The sequence below is a fragment of the Enterococcus sp. 6D12_DIV0197 genome, from assembly GCF_002174385.1.
Lineage (GTDB): Bacteria > Bacillota > Bacilli > Lactobacillales > Enterococcaceae > Enterococcus_D > Enterococcus_D casseliflavus.
In genome coordinates this window covers 534,825-556,506 of record NZ_NIBN01000001.1, presented here as the reverse complement: position 1 = coordinate 556,506, position 21,682 = coordinate 534,825, and the positions used below count along the sequence as shown (strand labels likewise).

The following is a 21,682-nucleotide window of genomic DNA, read 5'->3' as shown; positions in this document are numbered from 1 at the left end:
TCCTTAAACCACGAAAGGGTTCAAGGAGAAAGCTGGTACTTATGGGTTTGTTGGTGTGTCTGTCAGTAACCAAGTAAACGTGGTGTTGTATTGGCTGGCATATTTTGTCGTTGAGCCTGGAACTTCCAACTCAATGCTATCCATAGCTGCAGCTAAACTATCGCCCCAGCTCATTAGATAGGTCCCTGCCCCTTCGCCATCTTGGGCACTCATCACTAAGGATTGGGCACCATTTGGATTCAATGTGATCGTTGAACTCACATTTGATGGTTTTGGTGACAAGGAAGGTGTTACTACAGTTCCCTTCGTCAAACGAATTTGCGCGGCGGTCAATTCTTGATCTTCTGCTGTTTTGAACTGACCATTTTGGCGAACATTCAATGTCCAACCGCTCTCTGTTCCCCGATTGTCTGTCACTTGGACAAAATTTGGTCCTTCTTGATTCACATTTGCTGAATCTACGTATTTTTGGGTTTCCGCATGGTAGATCTCTGTTTTTGAGGTGATTTTTTGCGTGCCAAAGTAAAGGCTTGAAGCAAAATCAATCGATAACGGTCCGTTGGTTCCTGGATTTGGTCCATCTGGGTCCGTTGGGTCAACTGGTTTGATCGGATTTTCTGGATCTGGGTCTGTTGGACTGATTGGATTGGTTGGGTCTGTATTTGGTTCAAAAGTGATCTGTCCGTTTGAATTGTATTCTGCGCTGTCCGCTGCTTGTGCCAGCACAGGAGCAGCGAAGCTTAGCCCTAATACTGAGAGAAATGCTAGTGTTTTTTTCATGTCTATACTCCTTATCCTTCCGTTCCTGGTGTATCTGATAATACCCAAGTTAGTGTAGTCGCGTAGCTAACGGCATCTTTTGGTGTGCTGCCGGGTACAGAAAGTGCGACTGCTTTGGTAACATCTGCTTGTACTTCTTGGCCATCCTTATCTATTTCAGTGACCGTCTCAACGCTTCCCCAAGCGTTGACCCATGTTCCAGCCCCCGTTTGATTTGCTGCGGTCATCACCACTGATTCAGCACCTGCTGCATCCAATGTGATCGTCGCTTCTGCCACTGGAGCAGTAACGCCGATCGCATTTGATTTAACAGCAGGACTTGTTAGGGTAATGACAGAACCAGTCAATTCTTGATTCAACGTCGATTCGTTTTTGAATTGCCCATTTTGCTTCACAGACAACCGCCAACCAGCATTACTACCGCGATTATCCGTTACTTGAACATAATTGGCAGTTTTTAATGTAGAAGCTGTGTCATCGTCATTCAAATACCCTTGTGCTCGTGCATAATAGACTTCATTTTTATTGGAGATTTTATTGACACCAAAATCTAAGCTAGAGGCATAATCGATCGATAATGGTCCATTTGTTCCTGGGTTTGGTCCATCTGGATCGGTTGGATCCACAGGATTGACTGGGTTTTCTGGATCTGGATTTTCTGGATTGACTGGGTTCGTCGGATCGGTATTTGGAATAAAATCAACCGCCCCATTTGAGGTGTAAGAAGCCGCTTCAGCTGCTGAAACCTCAGTTGCTGCACTCGCTGCTGCCAATACGGCAAGACTTAAAAAGACCCATGCTGTTTTTTTCATTTCTATTTGACACTCCTTTATCTGTTTTACTGAAAATCAGTGATTTTAATTGCTTTCAGGGACATTCTTTAAATTCCAAGTCAATGTCGTCCGATACTCTTTGGCTAATTTTACGGAACTGCCTGGTACATTTAATTTTACTGCCGTTGACCCTTCCGTTGCATCGTTCCCAAACTTGTAGATCCAAGTCCCCATTCCTTTTCCGACAGGTGCGTTGACCAATGTGATTTCACTATCGGGTACAAAGGTATGACTTGCCGTAACCGTTGGTGCATACTGCATATCGGTGACTGAAGTTGCTGCACCTGAGGCGATCGATAATGAAGCGCCGACTAGCTCTTCGTCATCAGCCGTTTTGAATTGTCCGTTTTGCACAACACTCAATGACCAGCCTTCTTGCGTTCCTCGTTTATCTGTTACTTGCACATAGTTTGGTCCAGCAGCGCCAGCTGTGAACTCTTGCAGCTGTGCGTAATAATCTTTTGTTTCGGAAGTGATCAATTGGTTGCCAAATTGAAAGCTTGAAGCAAAATCGATCGATAATGGTCCAGGCGTTCCAGGGTTTGGTCCATCTGGATCGGTTGGATCGACGGGATCCACTGGTTTTTCTGGATCGGTCGGATCAACTGGATTGGTTGGATTCGGGTCCGCTTCAAAAGTGATTGCTCCATTTGAGGTGTATTCAGCGGCATCAACGGTTGTTGGTAACAGAGCAGTGCTCATCAATAGAATGCCTGCCGTCAAGAAAAGTTTTTTCATTTTTTGTTCTCCTTTTGATTAAAATGATTCCTGCTGCCAACAAAACGACAAGACCACTGCTTTGATAGCTATTAAAGTGATCCGACCCTGTTGCCGGCAGAATGTTGTTGCCTTTTTGATTTACTTGTTTATTCCCTGGCTGTTCTTTTACGGGCTCTTCTGGCTCCTCAACTGGTTCTTCATAGACACCGAAAAAGGAAGTAATGCCATTGCTGTCATAGGCACCTGCTTCGGCTGCTGAAACGAGCTGAGGAAACATTAATAGACAGCCAGCAATAATACCGATCATGATTTTTTTCATTTATTTTCCTGCCTTTATGGGTTGCCAGGTGCCGAAACTAGCTGCCAGCTCAAGGTTCCTTGATAGTCCCCGACTTTTTGCTGTTCGACTGGAACGGTAAGCTTGATTCCTTCATTCTGACTTTCGCCCCAGTGCTGATTCACGACGTAGGTGCCATTTTCTGTCAATTCCGTTTCCTCGATGATCATTTCCCCACTAGTTATCATCTGTTCTTGACCGTTTGTCACAAAGCGGAAGACATCGGTTAATTGATCTGTTCCATCCGTTAATGGCTGTTGCTCTTTGACCGTCAAGCGCCATGGACTTCGTTCGGATCCTCTCGTATCTTTCACCGCTAGCTCGCCTGTGATCGTTGGCCAATAATCTTGTGTTTCTGTAGCAACTTTCTGCTGCCCAAAATCAAAGTCTGTTGGCACACTGCTTAAAATAAGCTCGCCGGCAACTGCGACATTGACGACTTTTTCTGCCCGTTGACTGCCTGCTTCATAATGGTAAGCCGTTGACACATTTTTCAACAGCTCAGCTTCCGTTGCTTGCTGGATCGCGGCAAAAGCTTGCGGATCGACAGTCGGTGGTACATTTGCCCGATTATCTGCAAAAATCGTGGTTGCTTGGGTATAGTCTGCCAAAGCGGCTTCATCTGTCAGCGCCGTTGCTTCTGGTAAGGTCAAACGGACATCTTTTGCATAGACGGCAAATTGCCGATCAGCAGAAATGACACTTTCATTTTTGACCACCACCAGATTCACGGTAGTTTCTGCCTGATTCTGATCGTTTTCCCCTACAGAAAAAGTGACCGCTTGTTTGCGGTAGACCGCTGTTTCTAACGGTTCTTGAATCGCAGCTAAGACCTCATCTGTCAGCGTATCCTTAAAGAAAGGACGCCCGCTGGCTTCGAGATAAGTCACGGCTTGTTCTTTTGTCAGCGATTGTGCCTCTTGCTCTGTAAGGATCACATTGCGGGCTTGGACTTCCGCCTTATTTGAGTAGCGGACACTGATATCGTAACTATACTCCCCATCAGGACTCGTCCAATCAACTGGCTCTGAATCTGGTTGTTCCGTCAACTGCTGCTCCGTGCTATCCAGCTTGCTGGATTTGATTTGACCCGCATAGACCCATGAACCGGACGTTTGGGTTTCTGGTGTGAACGTCAATGTTGGCAATTCCGTTACCGTGTAGGGAATCAATAATCGCCCTTTTTGCACCTGTGTCCCCGCCTGCTCAGTTCCCCATGCTTGCAAAGTCAACGGCGTATTGTTCTCTTTGACTGCCGTTACATTGTGACTAATGGCACCGATCCCATTCGCGACTCCGGGTGTTTCGACTTCGTAGTCAATGATCGAACCTGGTATTGCAATACCGTACCCGTTGGCTGCATTGGTCACATCGTTATCCCCGATGAAGGTTTTCCCAGTCGCTTTTTCGATCCCGCTGAAATTGATTGGCGTGATTGCTGCAGCATTAGCAGCAGTTGGATTTATGGTCAGTACTTGATAGGCACTAACCGCACCAAACCACGTTCCTTGACTGTTGACTCGAGAACCTGCATCATTGGTCGTCGTTTTCAGCCACGTTAAGTGATCTTTGTCCGTATCTGGTGTAGCGAAATCTGAAAGATTGATTCGCCCCGTTCCCGGCGGCGACTCGATCGTCCCTTTGTCTTCTACCGTTAACTTCGCTCCTGAAATCAAATTCGTTGCGGAAGAAATCCCGATACCAGCATCCTTGGAAAGATGGATGTCACCGAACTGATGATAGGTCGTTGCGTGATTGGCAGCAGTCGCTGAACGGCCATTTTTGATGTCTCCCCCATTGGCCATCAGCTTGATGCCGTTTGTCACATTCAATTCGGTAAAGTTGACGATCCCCAGACCTGTCACAGCGATCGGGTCGGTTTGATAAGAAGCTGTCCCATCGACATTTTCACCAAAGTTCATCTTCACTTGATTACTGCTGTTGGCTACGATCGTGTTCGTAAAGTTATCTGACGCGTTTCCGCCTGAGATCCCATTGATACTTTTGGCTCCTTGAAGTCGCATCTCGACATCTCTTAAAATTTGATTGGAAGAAATATTGGAATAATACGTGGTGTATAAATTCCCGATACTTGATCCTTCCGCCTGGATATTCATATAAATTTTGCCGCTTCTCGTATTGCTAGCAGTCCGTCCGCCATCACCATAGATCGTTGCCCCATTCAGCGCATCTGACCCCGGCTTTGTGTAAATGTTCAATGTAATCGTATTGGAGCTGTCGGTCCCAACGATATTTGTACTGTTAAACGGATTACCGCCTGAGATGTTCGTTCCAGAAGGAAGGGCAAACTCACCATCGTAATTTCTCAAATCCAATGTCAAACTGGCATTTCCTAATAACCGTCCATTGTTCGTAACACCGCCTGAAAAACCATTAGACCCTGTACGCGGAGTACCTGAGAAGTTTCCGCCAAACACTCGATTATCTGAGTTTCCGTTAATGGTGTGGGAAGAAGCGACACCATAAGAGGCACCGAGTGAGGCATTGATCACCCCATCATAAACCGTTACTGCGACATTGCCGGTCACTAATAAGTCATCCCAGCCGCCACCAGATAAAAACCAGTCTACTTGCCCATTATTTACTGTCGTTCGTCCATCTCCGTAAACACGGCGTCCAGTATAGCCTGTTCCTTCTAGCGTATCGACGATCCCAGAGTTCAAAGTATTGGAAGAATTTCCCTCAATGACACCTGAGAAGGAACCACCGTAGGTCCAGCGAGCAACCGTGTTATTCAAGATCGTTTTGGTATTCCCTTTAATATAGATATCCCAAGCTGTTCCTGGATAACCGCCGCCACCAACGATATCCCATCCAGATGAATAGCCTCTCGTTTTATTGCTCGTTGAGTAATCTAGATTTGTCGGTCTGGTTCCTGTGTAAGCAATCCCATCTCCCCCAGGACTACCATCCGAAGTGATCGTACCAACTTCAATCGTCGTATTTCCCTCAACATAGCCGCCTCGACCAGCTGCCGTCGAATAAATCGCACCGTTTGAAAAGGAACCGCTGACTAGATGAGAAGTGATATCGCCATAAACTTTAAAACTTGCCGCTGCTTCTGCCAGTGCTGCTCGTTGCTCAGGAGTATAATTGTCATACGTCGTCGTATTCGAAGCCCCCATTGAACTTTGAGTCAAGGTACTAACGTTGTTTCCCCCACCGCCGTTAAAATCACCAATTCCGCCGACGCTGGCACTCGGTCCCGCTTTCACGGTGTTGACGATGTTTCCTGTGATGGTACCAGTATTCCGATTGCCACCTTCAAATTCACTTCGTCCAGTGGAATAGCTGCTGGCATCAAGGTTGGTCACGATGGCATCCTTAGAACGGTCAGAGCCGATGTTGCCATAAAATGAACCGCCTACAAACCGATTGGATATCCCTGACCAACCGCCTGCACCCGAGATCGTACTGCGGATCGTTCCATTGATGTTGCCATATTGAACGCCACCAGCAAAAGTACTTAAACGGAAGCTTGCATTGGTGGTTTGAATCGTCGTTTCAACATTGCCTGTCACATTGGCTGTATTGGAAGCATTTGTTCCAAAACCACCGCCATAATAATTACTTAAGGTCCCATTCAAACGATTGATCGTGACACTGGTATTCCCATCAATCGTACCGATATTGGCACCTCCAGCGATCGTACTGATATTACCTACTGTATTATTTACGACAATCGCTGTATTCCCGGTCAATGTACCACCGTTTTGATTCCCCCCATAAATATTCCAAGTTCCTGAACCTGTCGCATTCAATGTGATCGTTGGGTTTCCCGAAAGGTCGCCATTGTTGCTTCCCCCATAAATCGCAAGACCGTTCCCGGTGGACCCACCGTTCAATGAAAGGCTATACCCATTCATGTACATCCTCGTACCACTATAGTTGAGGTTTCGAATCACTACATCAGAACCGAAGTAAATGTCCGTGCCAAGTGCAACCGTGCGACTCCCAGTGGTCAACGTTGTTGCATCGGTGATGGGATCATCACTATGCCCTGTGATGATCAAGCGGCTGACTTTTCCTTGTAGCGCATAAAAAGTCATGTTGGTATTATCGACTGTGGCTGGAATCGTCTTTGAAGTCAGATTCGTTGGCAGTGATAGCGATCCACCCGAGCCAACATACAAAGCAAATTCTTGGCCATTGCCGTTTTGATACATATCAAACAACGCTTGACGAATGCCTTCAGCACTATTGGTGTATTCCGCATATGCTGATCCATCTCCAGCTGGGCTTGGTACAGCGATCACTTTCGTTTTATCGGCTTCTGCAATGATCTCTTTGATCGATTGCTCTGCCAACGAGATGTCCGCCGCTCTTGCCTTAACCGTCGGTTTAAAAACAGCAGTTAAGGTTTGGTTCTCCGTGAGAATCAATTCGGTCAACGCTTGACTTGTATAGACCGTGCCATCTAACGACCAGCCTTCAAAAGCAGTATCATCTTCAAAAACTGGCAACTCACTTTCTTTTAGTGCTTCCCCTTTGTTTTTGCTGATCTGAGTGCGGGTTTCCCCGGTAGCAAATAGATGCTCCGTGTCTGTCAGAAAGGTCACCTGTACTTCTTCTGCAGCTTCCGATGAAGCTTCTGTTTCAGATGAAGCTGTGTCAGTGGCTCCTGTAGACGAATCTGTCGAAGCAGGTTCACTAGATGCTTGCACTTCAGTTTCGTTCGTCTCTTCCAGACTGTCGATCGATGAAACGACAGGGTCAGAAGAAGACATACTTTGTTCTTCACTTGTTTTTGTAACACTTTCGGCTTGTGCCACTACCATTGCATATGAAAAACACGGACCTGATGTTAGTAGAAAAACAAGTAAAGTTGTTAAAAACCGTTTCACTTTATCCCTCCTATCTTAAAAAAATAAACGTATCGCGCAGTGCACGCCCTGTGTTACAACTCTTAGTTTAGCGAGTTGGCGAAAGAGAATTATAATTCTTTTTTTCTTCCATTCAAAATTATGATTATAATTGATTTTTCATAATTCTGATTTTTGTAACTTCCACATCTTAGAGCTATCTGTGACTCATCGATTGAAAAAAAGCGCAAATTATCAGGATGAATCATCGATTCTTTTCAAAAAACTGCTTTTCTCTTTCATAAATCATACAAAAAACGAGGGATAAATCAACACTCATAATTAAATTAAGATGAGAAAAATAAATAAAAAGTTAGAATATTTGACAAAATTCAGCGGCACAAAACTCTTTTCTAACGACCTAAAATAATAAGTTAAAAGAACGCTTCCTATCTTCTGACTGTAGATAATGATAATGTTATAATCAAAAATGAATAAAAAACGTTATTTAAAAATTCCATTGCATATAAAATAACAAAATAAAAATTATTATTTTTTTTATAAATCACTGATTTTGATAAAATAAGTAAAGTTATTTTTGAAATAACGCAAAAAAGAGACTGTGACAAAAGCCCATAAAAGAAAGCCGCAAGAAAGGCTCTATAATTTATGGGACTGATGAGTCAAAATTGATTCTTCAGCCTCATTTTCATTTTCGGTATTAAAAAAAAATATCGTTCTCTAATATGATTAAATCACGACAAAATAAACAAACTAAGAGGACGATAAGTGGTATGAATGATTCTACAAATATGAATACAAAACAAGGAAAATAATATTCAAAAAAATCTGAGCTAGAATGAGTTTCATCCTGCTCAGATTTATCTTTTTGCATATTAGCCTCTATTGAAAATAGCTATTATTCTCCAATGACTTGTGCGTATACATCGTTGCAAGATGTTGCCTCTCCATTAGCAAATGATACTGAATAGATGATGCCTCGGCTTCATTTGTTGCAGTAAAGTTTGTTGCTCTTATTGTAATTCCATCAAGTTCCTTTTCCATAATCTAATCTGGTGGAATTGACGTATAATTCGCAATAAATGAATCAATTTTTTCACTTAGATCTGATACTTTTGGAGAATCAATTGATGATGTCGTTTCTGATGAATGAGTTTCATTAAGCAAAGAACTGTAAGAAGTTTCTGTTTCACTTGCTATTAGACTTTGTGATGTTGACTCTTCGGTTTTGTTATACGAATCTTCAAAGGATGTTTTATGTAGTTTTACATTATTCAAAAAACCATCTATAGCCACAAAGTACTCAATTGATTCTTCATCATCATTCAGTAAAAATGTCATATTGTTTTTATACTTAAAGTTTATTAATTCGGGAAAAATATTTTTTAGCTCATCATCAGACACTTCAATATAAAATCCATTTCCAGACTTTTTCACTGTGTAAGGAAAACCAGGTGAATTATAATCATCATTTCCATAATCGATTATTTTTTTCTTTATCTATTCTAAAAGAAAACTCTCCTTCCCCTCGTTAGCAACACCATACCAATCACCATAGAAGTCTTTAGCTGGATCTACAGATAGAAAATAGCCTCCTACAAATCCAATTATAACCAACAAGTAAACCCTAATATTTTTATACTTTTTTCATAAATACCCTATTATGTTCGTTTTTTAATAATACAGTATAACGAATATTATACATTGAAAATCAAGTTTGTGCCGCAAAGAACGAAGGTTTACTTGCATATTATTGTATTCAACTTTGTTCAATTTTACATCCTTTCCTACATATTACAAAATTGTTAGGATATAAATATAACTTAAAACACTTTTTATATATTATAGTATGTTATATTAATTTTGTTAGTAAAATAATAATGAAAAAGGAGATTAAAACAATGAAGAAGTTTTTAATTAGTGTAGTGTTTGGTATATCAGTTTTAAGTTTTGGTCAAATAAATGGTTATGCAGATGAGAATGGTTTTGAGATAGATGAAACTAATCAATCATTAATTAATGAGGCAATATCCAATGAAGAGTCCAATAGAGAGTATATTGATGGTGTAATTAGAATGTTTGAAGATTCTGATAGTGCTGAAGAGTTCAACGCATCTTTAAATGAGAGTTTAACAGTTTTAAATTCCTATGATGCCGAACAAGATGCATTGTTGGAAGAGTATAAAGCGGACGTTGCCGAATCAGTTGATCCTTTTTATGTTGAACCAAAGTCTAAGATAGGTGCTAGATCATCGGTAACTCCTGCAAATCCAGTTTATGCGGCTGCAATTGCTGCATACAATAAAGGTATATCAATGGTTAAGAAAAAAGGTCACAATCAGACTGCTGCTTATATGAAGCACGCCATTATTTCTGCTGAGAATTACTATTGGAATCCAACATGGAAACCTTCGACATATGTTAATAAAAACGATAGCTGGGCAAAGACTGTAGACGGCGAGGAGTTAATGACCGCTTATTATTCTAGACTTAAAAAAGAAGCATTTTCTACAGGTAAAAAATCTGGTTCTTTCTCAGGAAGTTATACATTTCTAAGCGGCCAACTTCACACAGCGTTACGTGGAGTTAGTTACACAGTAACTTATAAGAAACAAGCCAATGGAAATTATTGGACTCAAGTAAAGGTTACGGATATATTTGATTTCAAATGGGAGCTAAATGGTTATGATGGCAACTTCGAGGTGGGATTCGGAAACAATTATTGTTATGCAATGCAAAGAGCAGGCTTTATCATTCCTTATAAAATCGAAGTGATCCACGAAGTTTCTAGATAGTATAAAAAGAGATGAGCTTTACGCTTATCTCTTTTTGTTTAAGATATATATAATGGATTTTACTAGTGCACCCAAGAAAAGTATCAGGGCTAATACCTTAAAAACTACACCAAGTTCCCAGTTGATTGATCCTTCTCTTAAAAGCTCCTGTTTTTGGGATTTGCTTAGTCCTTCAACGCTTACAGGAATCCAATTTACACTTAAATAGACACCTATAAGTAGCGAAATCATTGAATATATATATAGGATTCTTATTTTTAAACCTTTTAAAAAGTTAATCATCTTAGCACTCCTTTACAAACTATTATATCAGAAAGCTAGCTTTAAATAATTATCGCTAATATAATTTAATAATTTGTGAGTACTTTTTATAAGAGGTTACTTTTGTCCGACCACTTGGTTATGTTGGCTATTTTAATATTCCTAATTTTATCATAGCCAACCTTATTACCACCAACATATATTTCTAGTTCATCATGCCCCCTAAATATGGCCAACTATATCAGGAAAGTAATTCCCATCTCGATCATGCGCTTCAATTTAGATAGCTACTGATTTGTTCTTGAGTGTTGCCTGATTTAAAGTTTCGGCGATCTCATTAACATCCATCTGGAACTTTTGAATTGGTTTACTTCTTTCAATAGTTCTTTCTCCATCAATTGCTTTGGTATGTTCTGTAAGATAAAATCCTTCCCATTTCACCATTCCTTTTTCAACTCTTTTTTCTTTAATGGATCAATTAAATAAATGATCCGCCATCCACAAAAGTGGTATAAATATGCTCGTCCGCCACTGGATCCCCTTGGATCGATTGTACGATTTTCTCAGCTGCCACCATGCCCCATCGATGTTTCGAATAGGAGATCGTCGCTAAGCGCGGCTGCACAAAAGCGCCTAATTCCGTGTTATCAAACCCGATGATGCGGATCTCTTTTCCGATGCGATAGTCGGTCTCGCGGACATATTTGTAGACACCGATCGCCATTTCATCATTGAAGGCAAAGATATCAATGGGAAACTGGGGATCATTTGCTAAGAGCTGTTTTGCCGCTCGATAACCAGAAGGTTCCGTGAAGTCACCAGGAATGACTTCATAAGGAATACCAAAGCGCGTCAATTCTTTCGTGCTGGCTTCCAAGCGCTCCCGACTGTCGTAGCCTTTTTCTGGCCCTGCTAAGAGGAAGACTTTTTGGCTTTGTCCAGCGATCAAGCGATCGATCGCCAGCGCAGCCCCTCCTTTATTGTCTAACAAGACTTGATGGATGTTTTCATGAGACAAGACGCGGTCTAACACGACGATTTGATGCCCTCGTTGGGCGTATTGCTCGATTTCCTTTGCTGGAAACGTCCAATCCAAAATGATGGCACCGTCCACCATCCGCTCAGGAATAAACAAGTGTGATTTCTTGCCGCTGCAGACGATCATTTCATAGCCGAAAAGTTCCAGCCCTTTCTTGATGCCATCTAGCAATTCCCCATAAAAACTTCCCGCATAATCGGCGAGATAAACACCGATGATGTTGGTTTGTCTGCGTTTCAGTGTGCGAGCAGCCATGTTCGGAACATAGTTCAATTCGTTTGCGATCGCTTGAATCCGCGCGCGGGTTTCCTCGGTCACTTTTGGACTGCCATTCAATGCATACGAAACGGTGGATATGGAGACACCCGCTTTTTGGGCAATATCTTTGATTCCTACCATGGCTTCTCCTTTCTTAACGATAAATATCGATCGTATTGGTTTGGTTTTCGTTTAATTTGGCGCAAAGTACTGCTTTCTTCAGGACAAGCGCACCTTGACGGTAGCGATTTTCCGCAAACTCAGTGGACATTTCTTCGCCGTTGATTAATACTTTCGGCGTACTTGCCGAATGATAGACGATTTCGACCGGCCGATCAAAGAGTCGATACGTCAGTGTCAACCCTGCTAGCTCCGCTGGCAAGACAGGATCAAGTTCAACGTGATCAACAAAGGTACGAATGCCTAACACATTGCTGATCAACTGATTCATATAGATCCCCGGTCCACTAGAATAGATGCGCCAGCCGCCTTTGACGCCGACTGCTGCCTCCTTAAGTTTACCAAAATTTTCTTGGGCTTCAACCCTTGTTTTGAAATCGCCATCAGAACTGCTGAAATACGCATTTGCTTGACGGATCTCCGCGTTTTCGACCCGTTGAGCGATCTGGATCGGATTGATGACCCCTAGCGCTTGCCAAGTCTCTTCTTCTCGACCTAATTTCGCCATCGCTTCGGTAAAGCGGATGTGGGCGTGAACGTACTGCAAACCGATTTCTCGTCCAAAGTTGGCTGCTTGTTCTGCTCGCTTGAAATTGGTGCTGACACCACCCACATAAGTCGCTGGACGATTCATCAAGCGCACCCCATCTGGAAATTGCAAATGCTCCTTGATGATCGCCACATGATGATCGGCTTGTTCGGGAGATAACAGCTCACCGATCATGCTTTGTTGCATCGGCAGCAAGCGGTATTGGATACCAGTTTTCTTGTCAGTCGGATGGACCATCAGTTCCACGTGCTCGCTATCTTCCATATAGACAAATCCTGGCAACGTGCCATCAGCTAACATGTATTTTTCAAAGTCGTGTTTGATGCCCTTAGACAGTTCTGTTAAATGTTTGGCATACTCTGGGTCAAATGACTGCAACTGGCTGGCTAATTTTTTCAATACTTCATAGGTCAAGGCAACGGTCCAGCTGCTGGCCATTTGTTTCTTCAACTTACTGTTATTTGGCTGCAAGGTGTCATCCCAATCGCCATCGCCATAACAAGACAGGTACGTTCCTTCCAAGAAGTTCGCTTCGATATACGCCACTTCTTTTTTCAAATGATCAAACAACGAAGCTTTGGTCTTGGTTTTCAGGAAGGTTGCGCGATCCGTATAAGGCAGTTCTTTTTCCAAAATCGCGAAATCTTTGGTTTTTTCGAGATAGTCACTAACGACTTTCATTGGCCAGACGATCACATCTCCGTGGCTCTCATCGGCTTTTTGTTTCTCATAGCGATCAAACATAAACCATTGTGGCCAGTTGCCGTCATCTGCAAATTGATTTTCAAACAAATGCTCGATGATGGACGCCACCATTTCAGGACGATTAAGTGCTAAGAAATACTCAGTCGGTCCTTGGGAAACGTCTCGAGTCCCCCAAGCAGCACCACCGTACTGTTCAAGACCATGAGGAGACAAGTAATGAACAAGCATATTGTGGGTGTACCAACGTGCCAAGTGATTGAAGGATGTAACGTCCGCCTGCGAATGTTTCAATTCAAACTGATTCAACAAATCATCGACAAAGGCCGTATAGGCAGTGTCTTCTTGCTGGCGATCTAACGTTTCGGAAACAAAGGGTTCACCAGTCAGTGTGCCTTGGATCACGAAGGAAACCGTCGGCTGTTCTGCAAAGGTCAATACGGTCGTGCTATCAGCAGCGGCCACATTGAAGATTGCTTCATCGGTCAGTTCAAAAGGTTGAGCTGCATGGAGATAATACGTCAATTCTGGATAAGTTTCCGCAATCGGTGAATCCGCTGTTCCTTTGATGGTGAGCAATTGCTGGTCTTTCGTAACAGTAGCAGTTGGTGTGGCTTCATCGATCCCCATCACAAATTGATTAGTGATGGCCCAGGTGTAGGCACGTCCTGCTTCACTGGTGATGGTGGTTGCGATCGTGCGTCCGTTTGCTTTCGTGAAGGTCGTTACTTGAATGACATCATCCGCTGTTTTGTAGTACCACGTCGCCGAATTCAAGCCCATTTCAAAAGCAGATGGCATCGTTAAAATCCGCCATTGATCGCCGTCTTTTAGATAGATCCGCTGACCAGAACGTTTGAACAGATTCAATGAGTTGCGGCTATTACTCAACAATTTATTCATGTTCGTATTGCCTAATACGATTTGGGAGTTAAACATCCCCGTCATGTAAACAGTCGTGCTCAAAATGGGGTGATCGACGATCAACTCTTGTCCGCTCATCAAAATATGCCCATGGGAGCGTTCCATCTGTGCTTCTTTTTCCTTCAACACGACATGGTGATAGTCAGGGGTAAAAAAGGAATAAAGCTGTTCGTCAACGATTTCCACTGCTTCTTGCTGCGGGAACCGCTCGTTGATTTCTTCTGTGGAAAATGTCAGCCCTGTGAGCGGTCGACCGAAGTTTTTTCGTGGCTGCGCCGTTGCTTGCAACGAGTCAAAGGACAAGGCTTGATACATTTCTTTCAGCGTTTCAAGTGCAAACTGCGGTTCATTGACTGCCGTCGCTTGATTGGCTTTGACCGCTGCGTAAAAAACGATTTCCGTAGGCGTCTCACTTACCGCCAACCATTGCGTTTGCAGTGCCGTATAGGCAAATTCGTATTGATACACTTCATTAGCTAACGTTTCTTGGCTAAGTGCAGCTGGTTGATTCGTTTCTTTGTAGCTGCGACCGAAAAATTGATAGCCATCCGTCGAGAAGCCTTTTAAGGCTTGGAAGCTGCCCTGTTCCACCAATGGAAATTGACCATTTTGTGGTTGATTTTGGCGCGAAGAAAGCACGATGCGCCCCTTATCATGGCTAACATGATGGTCGATATATTGCGAAACATAGGCTTCATTGGATTGAACAGCACCTTTGGCGGCATTACCAAGATCTTGTCCGTAAACTAGTTCCGCTTCCCCAGAACCACTCAATTGAACCCGCCAGAACCAGCAATCTTGTGCCAATTGAAAATCAACTTGGTAATCGATGGACTGGTACGTCCCAGTCCAAGTCAGCTGTTTGTCTGAGTAGTCAAAGGCACTGTTAGCATTTGAACCGATCAAGGGAATAAAGGACAACTCCCCCGCCTCACGCAGACGTAGATAGATTTGATTCAAACTACCATCTAGCGCATTTCCGTTCAACTGATTGATCATCACACCGTGACTTTGGATCTCATATAAATCACCGTTTGGTAAAAACGTCACGGTCGTATTTGCGTTATTCATCACTATTTTTTTCGTCATAGAAACCTTCCTATCTTACCTAACTAATTGCAGGGTTGTTTGTTGGGTGTCTCGGCTGTTCCCACCAATCATGATGTGGAATTTCCCTGGATCACTGCTTAATTGTTGGTTGCTGTGGACATAGCGCAGCAGTTCTTCCGTGATCTCAAATTGAACGGTTGCTGATTCGCCAACCTCTAGCCAAATTTTCTTAAAGCCTTTCAGTTCTTTCACTGGGCGAACCACTTCACCGACTAAATCGCGAATGTAGCATTGGACCGTTTCCCAGACCGCTGCTGTTCCTTGGTTCGTAACAGTGATGGAAGCCGTGACCGTTTGATCTTTGGTCATAGTCGGCTGATCCAACGTCACCGCAGAATACGCAACTGGGCTATAACTCAAGCCAAACCCAAATGGATATTTGGCATAATTGGAGACATCCAAATATTTCGAGACATATTTTTCATCCGGTGCACTTTCATAAGGACGACCGGTATTGTCAACGTTGTAATACACAGGAACTTGTCCAACGGTTTCTGGGAATGACATGCTCAAGCGACCGCTTGGATTGTATTCTCCCCACAGGATCTGAGCAAGTGCGTTTCCGCCTTCGGTTCCAGGAAACCAAGCCTCGACGATCGCTTTGGCTGCATCCACACCTTGCAAATCAAGAGGACGACCGTTATAAAGAGTTACGATCAATTGCTCGTTGTATTCTTTCAAGGTTTCAACCAAGGACAATTGGGCTTGCGGCAAACGAATGTCGCTGCGGCTGGCAGCTTCGCCGCTCATCCATTCCTGCTCTCCTAGCGCTAGGACCACTTTATCCGCTGCCTTCACTAATTCGATCGCTTCTTGGATCGCCGCTTCAGACGGTGCAAAATAATCAAAGGGCTCTTGACCGATCAAAAGATCCGCACCCAAGGCTTGGGCACCCTCCACTAAAGTCACTACTTCTTCTTGTTTCCCTTGCCAAGACCAAGCACCTAATAGATCACGGGAGTGAGCACCTGGGCCCACGATCGCGACTTTTTCGGTTTTCTGCAACGGCAGGACACCTTCATTTTTCAACAACACCATTGATTTCTTTGCGATATCGCTGGCGATCTCTCGGTGTTCTTGAGACAAAACATTGGCTGCTTCAGCGGCTTCATCAGCGCCGCGGTATGGATTTTCAAATAGCCCCAGCTCATTTTTTAAAGTCAAGATTCTTAGCACCGCTTCATCGACTAAGGCTTCCTCAACGGTGCCTTCTGCGATCAACTCTTTCAAGTTATCGGTGTAGCAAGTCGTCATCATCTCGATATCGACCCCAGCTTTGATGGCTAGTTCAGCGGCATGTTTTTCATCCTCCGCTGCGCCATGAGCGATCACTTCTTTGATTGCTGCCCAGTCAGAGATCACAACGCCTTCAAACCCGAATTCTTCTCGCAAAACATCGCGGAAAAGCCAGCGATTGGCCGTTGCTGGAATGCCGTCTACCGTATTAAAGGAGGTCATCACCAGCTTGGCACCAGCATCAAGGGCTGCTTTATAGCCTGGCAAATAACTTTCTCGCAGTTGGCGTTCTGACATATTGACCGTGTTGTAATCGCGACCACCGATAGCCGCACCGTAAGCCGCAAAATGTTTGACGCAAGCAGCCACGCGGTTGAAATCCGTTCGCAGATCATCCCCTTGATAGCCTTTGACAAAGGCTTCAGCGAAGCGACTGTTCAAGTAAGGATCTTCCCCCGTCGATTCCATGACACGGCCCCAGCGTGGGTCTCTTACTAAGTCCACCATCGGTGAAAAGGTCACATGCAAGCCAGAAACAGCTGCTTCTTTGGCAGATACTTCCGCCATTTTCTCCGCTGCTGCCAAATCCCATGAACTACCTAATCCTAATGGAATCGGGAAAATCGTCCGAAAGCCGTGAATGATGTCCGCCATCAATATCGTCGGGATATTCAAGCGGTTATTGGCGATATACTCTTTTTGGACGCGGATCGCTTCTTTTGCACCAGAAACACCTAGCGTTGTTCCCGCATTGTTGATGTTTTCTTGTGTCAGTCCTAAGTCGCCCATCGGACCTGTTTTCTCTTCTGCTTTATCTGAATAAAAAGCCGCTGCCAGTTGCAGCAACTGATCGATTTTTTCATCTAAGGTCATTTCTAAAAGTAGTTCGGTTAATTTCTGCTGTTCCATTTTTATTCATCCTTTGCTTTCTTCAAATTGGACTTCTGCTTCTAAAGGGAAATGATCGGAGGGAAAACGACGATCACAAGAATCCGTTAGACAGGCGGTTTTGACCACCGTGAAGCCTTTCGTATAGATATAATCAATTTCTTCTAGTTCTTGCCATGGTAACGTATAAATAAAGTTTTGATAGGAGCCTTTTGGCCCATGATGGGGCTTTTGTCCATGTTCTTTGGCATTTTGAAAATGCTGCTCTAAGTACCGATGCACCCGCTCCGTTGGCTCCGCATTCAAGTCGCCCATCAGCAATACAGGATAGCGTTCGATCTGATCTGCCAGCTGCTCAAGGATCACTTTCATCCCTTCAAAACGAGCCATTTCTGAAATATTATCTAAATGAGTCGTGATAGCAAGAAACGGCGGATTCTTTTTTTCCTGCAAGACTGCCCAAACACATAAGCGTGAATACGCAGCTTCTGGATGAATACTTGGTTCAGTCGGTGTCAATGACAACCAAAACGAACCTGAATCTAATAACTCGAAAGCCTCTTTTTGATAATACAGTCCGATGCCTTCTCCTAAGCCATCACCGTCACGTTCAGCCGTGACGGAAGCATACTGCGCTAACTTTGCTAAATCTGCAAATTGGCTGGGACGAGCTTCTTGGATCACCAGAACATCCCAGTCGTAGTAATCGATCAAGGAGCAGACCGCCTCCGATCGATAGTGCCATTGCCATTCTTGGTCATAGTCGGTATCGACTCGTAGATTGTAGGTTGCTGCTTTCATCTGCATTCATTTCCTTTGAGTAATTTTGTGATTTGCTGCATCTCACGTCGGATTTGTTTCGCTTCGCCGCCGCCATGCCCTTTATTTAAGTAAATACGCAATTCTTTCGGTCCAGGAATCTTTTTATAGGAAACGAAGAAATCTTCCATGGGACAGATGGGATCAGCACTGCCGACCGATGTATAAACAGGACCAGTTATCTGATGAGCAAAATACTTCAAATCAAAATAACTCATGACTTGATAGATCGTTTCCCGCGTTTCTGGAAATTGTTCGATATACTCTTGAATCACCTGGTAACTTCCTGTTTTTTGTTCGATCCGATGGACAAGATTGGAGTGGCTTGGCACATCGGCAAACGTCGCAAAAATCGGGACGTTCGTTAATGCGTTGACCAATAAGGCGATGCCGCCTCCTTGTGAGCCGCCTCTTAAAATAATGCGCTGCGGATCGATTTCCGGTATCTGTTGAAGGACTTCTAGTGTGCGCAAACTATCTGCGACCAATCGCTTCATATAAAAATCTTCTTTTTTCAAGATGCCGCGTCCAAAAGGTGCTTCATGCTGCGTGGTTTCATAGGGAACCTGATCTTGCGTGCGTCCCCCTTGCCCGCGATTGTCGATGACAAGACAGCCGCAGCCGATCAATAACCAATGAGCAAATTGGAACGGTTCTTGCACATGATTCATATAGCCTAAAAAATCAATCACGATTGGACAATCTGCCGCTTGTTCTGGCAGCAGCAGATGCCCATAGATCGTTTCATTACCAAGACTTTGAAAAGAAATCGTAAAACAATCGATCCCTTTCAGCAAAGGCGCTTGTTTGGTTCTTTCAAAGGCTAGCGGAAGGGTGTCAAGTTCTTGTTGGACCGAAGCCCAAAAATAGGATCGATCCGTCGCTGTGGATTCAGTCATTTGTCTCTTCCCCCTTCGCTAATACTTTATTGAAAAACAACACTTGGACAAAGGCTGAGCCTGAGATCCCTAAACAAACAAATAAGAATAGGTTCACTTTGCTGCACAATACAAAGACAAGAATGGGGACCACCAATAAAATGATCGCATTCGCCGTACTGCTAAGAACCGCATAGGCCGTTTCTTTTGCTGTTTCTTGCAATGATTGGGCAAACAAGCTGTACAAGAGAACGAACACGACGAGATACAGCGCAGCCAAGCTGACGAGGATCACGGCTAAAACGCCAAAGTAAGGTGTAATCATCATCAAGGAATAGATCAACCCAGCAAAGACAGCGACATACGCAATAATAAGACCTTCTAAGAAGAGCCCACGTTTGAGGTTGCTTAAGAATGCTTGCTTGTATCGCTGCCAAATCGGGACATCCCGTTCCTTGTACAATTGATCGATCGTCTGATACAGCGCGATCAATGCTGGTCCTGCGAGAATCAGCGTCATTGCTGGAATCATAAAGAGAAAACTAACAATGATCATATCTGCTAAAAAAGCAAAGACCCGATAGTACCATCCTTCATAAGAAAATAGTCGATTCATTATGATCCTCCAATCAAAACTTGCTGATTTGTGCTGCGGGTGCTACGTAAACTTGTTTCTTGCCTTCTTGTGAATTTGGGTCGTTTCTCAACGTACAGTTTTCTGGGTTGTAGGTTGCAGCTTGCATGTCTCACTACGTGAGCCAATTGCAGTGATTCTTTGTACGGTCACTACGCTCCCTGCGATCGCCTAGTACTTTGAAACATCAGATTTTGCGCAAAGTGCGCGCAAAACCTGTGTTTCAAAGCAAAGGAGAGGAAAGGTCTTTTTTTTGGCTTCCTTTCCTCTCCTATGGGGGTTATTTTAGTCGTTCGCGGTTTTCGGCCATTTTTTCAGTTTTAATGTCTTTGATTGCATCCCAGTTGTTTGAATCTAAGAAGCTTTCAAAGTCGGTTAGTGTGCTGTCAAATGTTCCTTCATCTTTTGAACGGATCAATGAGATGATCGTGCTGTTGATTTTGGTTTTGATGGCTGTGTTTGAACGTGCTTCAGCAGTTCCAGCATCTGGATCCGTATTTTCGATCACAAAGTGTGGATACAATTTGCCTTCGCCCCACTCTTGCATTTGAGTCAACGCATTTTCGGTTTTGACTTTCATTGCATTGACACGGTCATTGTTAAAGTAGTTGAAACGGCTGATACCATATTTTTTGTTGTAGCCTTCGTTGTCGGTTTGTTCCATTTCTTTGATTTCTGGCAAGTAATCGATTTTGCCTTCATCGTTGTATTCATACGTCACGCCTTCAACACCGAATTTTGTCAAAATTTGTCCTGGTTCATCGATCAAGTACGTGAAGAGTTGGGTTACTTTTGCTGGATCCGCCGCATCTTTTGTGATGTAGTTGATCAACCAGCCAGAGATTCCTGTTTGGTTCAAGGTTGCTTCACGACCAGACGTGCTGGCAGGGCCATCGATTGCGATGTAGCGTGTGTCAGAGTTTTTCATGAATTCAGTGAAGTTCCCACCTTGTCCGCTCGTTCCTGCGACTAAGATCGTTGCATAGTCCCCTTGTTTTACTTTTTCATCATAGGTTGGACCGTCATCGGTAAAGCTGTCATCACTGATGTTGCCGTCACGATACACTTGATTGAAGGTTTTCAACCATGAGATATATTCTTCATCTAAATTACGGTCGTAGAACGCACCATCTTCATCTTCTAATGGAACACCTAAGAAATCTTGCAATTTATCTAAGAATGGTCCTGCTGTTTCGCCGATCGTTGTGAAGCCCATTGGTGTCAAATCAGGGAATTTCTCGCTGATTTCTTTCATGACTTTCACATAGTTTTCTGGCGTCGAAACATCTGGTTTGCCTAATGCTTCATAGACATCTTCACGGATCACAAAGTTGTCGTTGACGGGAATATTGCCGCTTTCGTAGTCTGCTGCTGTGTTGGAATAGTTTGGATAGCCATAAGTTTTGCCATCATCTAAAGCAAACCATTTGAAGGTATCTTCGGTCACGACATTCATCAAATACGGATCGTATTGTTCCGCTAAATCGTTCAATGAGTATGCCCAGCTATCAGCTTTTGTGGCTGCTTGGCTGGTTTTATCCATCAACGTCACGATATCAGGCATATCACCACTTGAAATCAAAGCGTTTAATTTCGAATCATCCCCTGAAATAAATTCAATATCAATGTTCAAATCTTTTTTGATTTGGGCTGTCGTCACATCTTCACCAAATGGCAAAGCTGTCCAGTCTGAATTGATGTACCATGTGATCTTGGTTGGTTCTTCTTTGGTATCGAGTTTCCATGCTGGTGTCTTTTCATCTAACTCATACCGATCTTTGATAGAAAAATCCGAACTGCTGGCATTGTCTGAGCTGCCGCCACATGCTGCTAAGCTGAGTAATGCTGATGCTGCCAATAAACCGCCTACTACTTTTTTCATGTCTATCCCTCT

16 protein-coding genes are annotated in these 21,682 nt (G+C 43.6%); 1 reads left to right on the top strand and 15 read right to left on the bottom strand.

From position 1 onward, the window contains the following. Window positions 1-39: 39 nt before the first annotated feature. From A5867_RS02700 to A5867_RS02675, 6 genes are all read right to left on the bottom strand, one after another. A complete protein-coding gene (locus A5867_RS02700; protein ID WP_060792398.1) occupies window positions 40-780 on the bottom strand; it encodes a WxL domain-containing protein in 741 nt (246 codons plus the stop codon). A gap of 11 nt (window positions 781-791) precedes the next feature. After that, window positions 792-1,592 carry a WxL domain-containing protein gene (locus A5867_RS02695; RefSeq protein ID WP_087626806.1) on the bottom strand — a complete coding sequence of 267 codons (801 nt, stop codon included), beginning with the start codon at window positions 1,590-1,592 and terminating at the stop codon, window positions 792-794. 45 nt (window positions 1,593-1,637) lie between these two features. After that, complete coding sequence (locus A5867_RS02690) at window positions 1,638-2,315, bottom strand: WxL domain-containing protein (RefSeq protein WP_087628151.1); 678 nt, start codon at window positions 2,313-2,315, stop codon at window positions 1,638-1,640. After that, entirely contained in the window at window positions 2,284-2,652 is a 369-nt protein-coding gene (locus A5867_RS02685; RefSeq protein WP_010748658.1) for an LPXTG cell wall anchor domain-containing protein, read from the bottom strand. The genes A5867_RS02690 and A5867_RS02685 overlap by 32 nt, the downstream gene beginning before the upstream one ends. A gap of 14 nt (window positions 2,653-2,666) precedes the next feature. Further along, the gene (locus tag A5867_RS02680) at window positions 2,667-7,535 is read right to left on the bottom strand and encodes a hypothetical protein (RefSeq protein ID WP_249270006.1); all 4,869 of its coding nucleotides are present in this window, start codon (window positions 7,533-7,535) and stop codon (window positions 2,667-2,669) included. 1,026 nt (window positions 7,536-8,561) lie between these two features. Further along, on the bottom strand, window positions 8,562-8,918 hold the full coding sequence (locus tag A5867_RS02675; protein WP_140397098.1) for a hypothetical protein: 357 nt from the start codon (window positions 8,916-8,918) through the stop codon (window positions 8,562-8,564). A gap of 497 nt (window positions 8,919-9,415) precedes the next feature. Between A5867_RS02675 and A5867_RS02670 the strand changes: the two genes are divergently transcribed. Beyond that, a complete protein-coding gene (locus A5867_RS02670; RefSeq protein WP_086338980.1) occupies window positions 9,416-10,309 on the top strand; it encodes a hypothetical protein in 894 nt (297 codons plus the stop codon). A 24-nt stretch (window positions 10,310-10,333) separates the two neighbouring features. On the opposite strand, the gene A5867_RS02665 is transcribed toward A5867_RS02670, so the two are convergent. The 9 genes from A5867_RS02665 to A5867_RS02630 form a co-directional block, all read right to left on the bottom strand. After that, the gene (locus A5867_RS02665; RefSeq protein ID WP_008376271.1) at window positions 10,334-10,591 is read right to left on the bottom strand and encodes a hypothetical protein; all 258 of its coding nucleotides are present in this window, start codon (window positions 10,589-10,591) and stop codon (window positions 10,334-10,336) included. A 258-nt stretch (window positions 10,592-10,849) separates the two neighbouring features. Beyond that, window positions 10,850-11,014: a hypothetical protein gene (locus A5867_RS17880; RefSeq protein WP_164890381.1), complete on the bottom strand. Its 165-nt coding sequence runs from the start codon at window positions 11,012-11,014 to the stop codon at window positions 10,850-10,852. 34 nt (window positions 11,015-11,048) lie between these two features. Next, complete coding sequence (locus tag A5867_RS02660; RefSeq protein WP_015508838.1) at window positions 11,049-12,008, bottom strand: LacI family DNA-binding transcriptional regulator; 960 nt, start codon at window positions 12,006-12,008, stop codon at window positions 11,049-11,051. A 13-nt stretch (window positions 12,009-12,021) separates the two neighbouring features. After that, window positions 12,022-15,312, bottom strand: a complete 3,291-nt coding sequence (locus tag A5867_RS02655; protein WP_087626805.1) for an amylo-alpha-1,6-glucosidase — start codon at window positions 15,310-15,312, stop codon at window positions 12,022-12,024. Between the two features lie 15 nt (window positions 15,313-15,327). Then, window positions 15,328-17,478, bottom strand: coding sequence for a glycoside hydrolase family 3 N-terminal domain-containing protein (locus A5867_RS02650; protein ID WP_087626804.1), 2,151 nt, complete (start codon window positions 17,476-17,478; stop codon window positions 15,328-15,330). 6 nt (window positions 17,479-17,484) lie between these two features. After that, window positions 17,485-18,264, bottom strand: a complete 780-nt coding sequence (locus A5867_RS02645) for an endonuclease/exonuclease/phosphatase family protein (RefSeq protein WP_087626803.1) — start codon at window positions 18,262-18,264, stop codon at window positions 17,485-17,487. Continuing rightward, window positions 18,255-19,175, bottom strand: a complete 921-nt coding sequence (locus A5867_RS02640; protein WP_016609538.1) for an acetylxylan esterase — start codon at window positions 19,173-19,175, stop codon at window positions 18,255-18,257. Before A5867_RS02640 ends, A5867_RS02645 begins: the two co-directional genes overlap by 10 nt. After that, entirely contained in the window at window positions 19,168-19,770 is a 603-nt protein-coding gene (locus A5867_RS02635; RefSeq protein ID WP_016609537.1) for a DUF624 domain-containing protein, read from the bottom strand. The genes A5867_RS02640 and A5867_RS02635 overlap by 8 nt, the downstream gene beginning before the upstream one ends. Before the next feature lie 298 nt (window positions 19,771-20,068). Continuing rightward, a complete protein-coding gene (locus A5867_RS02630; protein WP_010748650.1) occupies window positions 20,069-21,670 on the bottom strand; it encodes a sugar ABC transporter substrate-binding protein in 1,602 nt (533 codons plus the stop codon). Window positions 21,671-21,682 lie beyond the last annotated feature (12 nt).

Bases quoted from the DNA above. Each gene is read 5' to 3' on its own strand.
- A5867_RS02700 (WP_060792398.1), bottom strand. From the start codon at position 780: ATGAAAAAAACACTAGCATTTCTCTCAGTATTAGGGCTAAGCTTCGCT.
- A5867_RS02695 (WP_087626806.1), bottom strand. From the start codon at position 1,592: ATGAAAAAAACAGCATGGGTCTTTTTAAGTCTTGCCGTATTGGCAGCA.
- A5867_RS02690 (WP_087628151.1), bottom strand. From the start codon at position 2,315: ATGAGCACTGCTCTGTTACCAACAACCGTTGATGCCGCTGAATACACC.
- A5867_RS02685 (WP_010748658.1), bottom strand. From the start codon at position 2,652: ATGAAAAAAATCATGATCGGTATTATTGCTGGCTGTCTATTAATGTTT.
- A5867_RS02670 (WP_086338980.1), top strand. From the start codon at position 9,416: ATGAAGAAGTTTTTAATTAGTGTAGTGTTTGGTATATCAGTTTTAAGT.
- A5867_RS02665 (WP_008376271.1), bottom strand. From the start codon at position 10,591: ATGATTAACTTTTTAAAAGGTTTAAAAATAAGAATCCTATATATATAT.
- A5867_RS17880 (WP_164890381.1), bottom strand. From the start codon at position 11,014: ATGGTGAAATGGGAAGGATTTTATCTTACAGAACATACCAAAGCAATT.
- A5867_RS02660 (WP_015508838.1), bottom strand. From the start codon at position 12,008: ATGGTAGGAATCAAAGATATTGCCCAAAAAGCGGGTGTCTCCATATCC.
- A5867_RS02655 (WP_087626805.1), bottom strand. From the start codon at position 15,312: ATGACGAAAAAAATAGTGATGAATAACGCAAATACGACCGTGACGTTT.
- A5867_RS02650 (WP_087626804.1), bottom strand. From the start codon at position 17,478: ATGGAACAGCAGAAATTAACCGAACTACTTTTAGAAATGACCTTAGAT.
- A5867_RS02645 (WP_087626803.1), bottom strand. From the start codon at position 18,264: ATGCAGATGAAAGCAGCAACCTACAATCTACGAGTCGATACCGACTAT.
- A5867_RS02640 (WP_016609538.1), bottom strand. From the start codon at position 19,175: ATGACTGAATCCACAGCGACGGATCGATCCTATTTTTGGGCTTCGGTC.
- A5867_RS02635 (WP_016609537.1), bottom strand. From the start codon at position 19,770: ATGAATCGACTATTTTCTTATGAAGGATGGTACTATCGGGTCTTTGCT.
- A5867_RS02630 (WP_010748650.1), bottom strand. From the start codon at position 21,670: ATGAAAAAAGTAGTAGGCGGTTTATTGGCAGCATCAGCATTACTCAGC.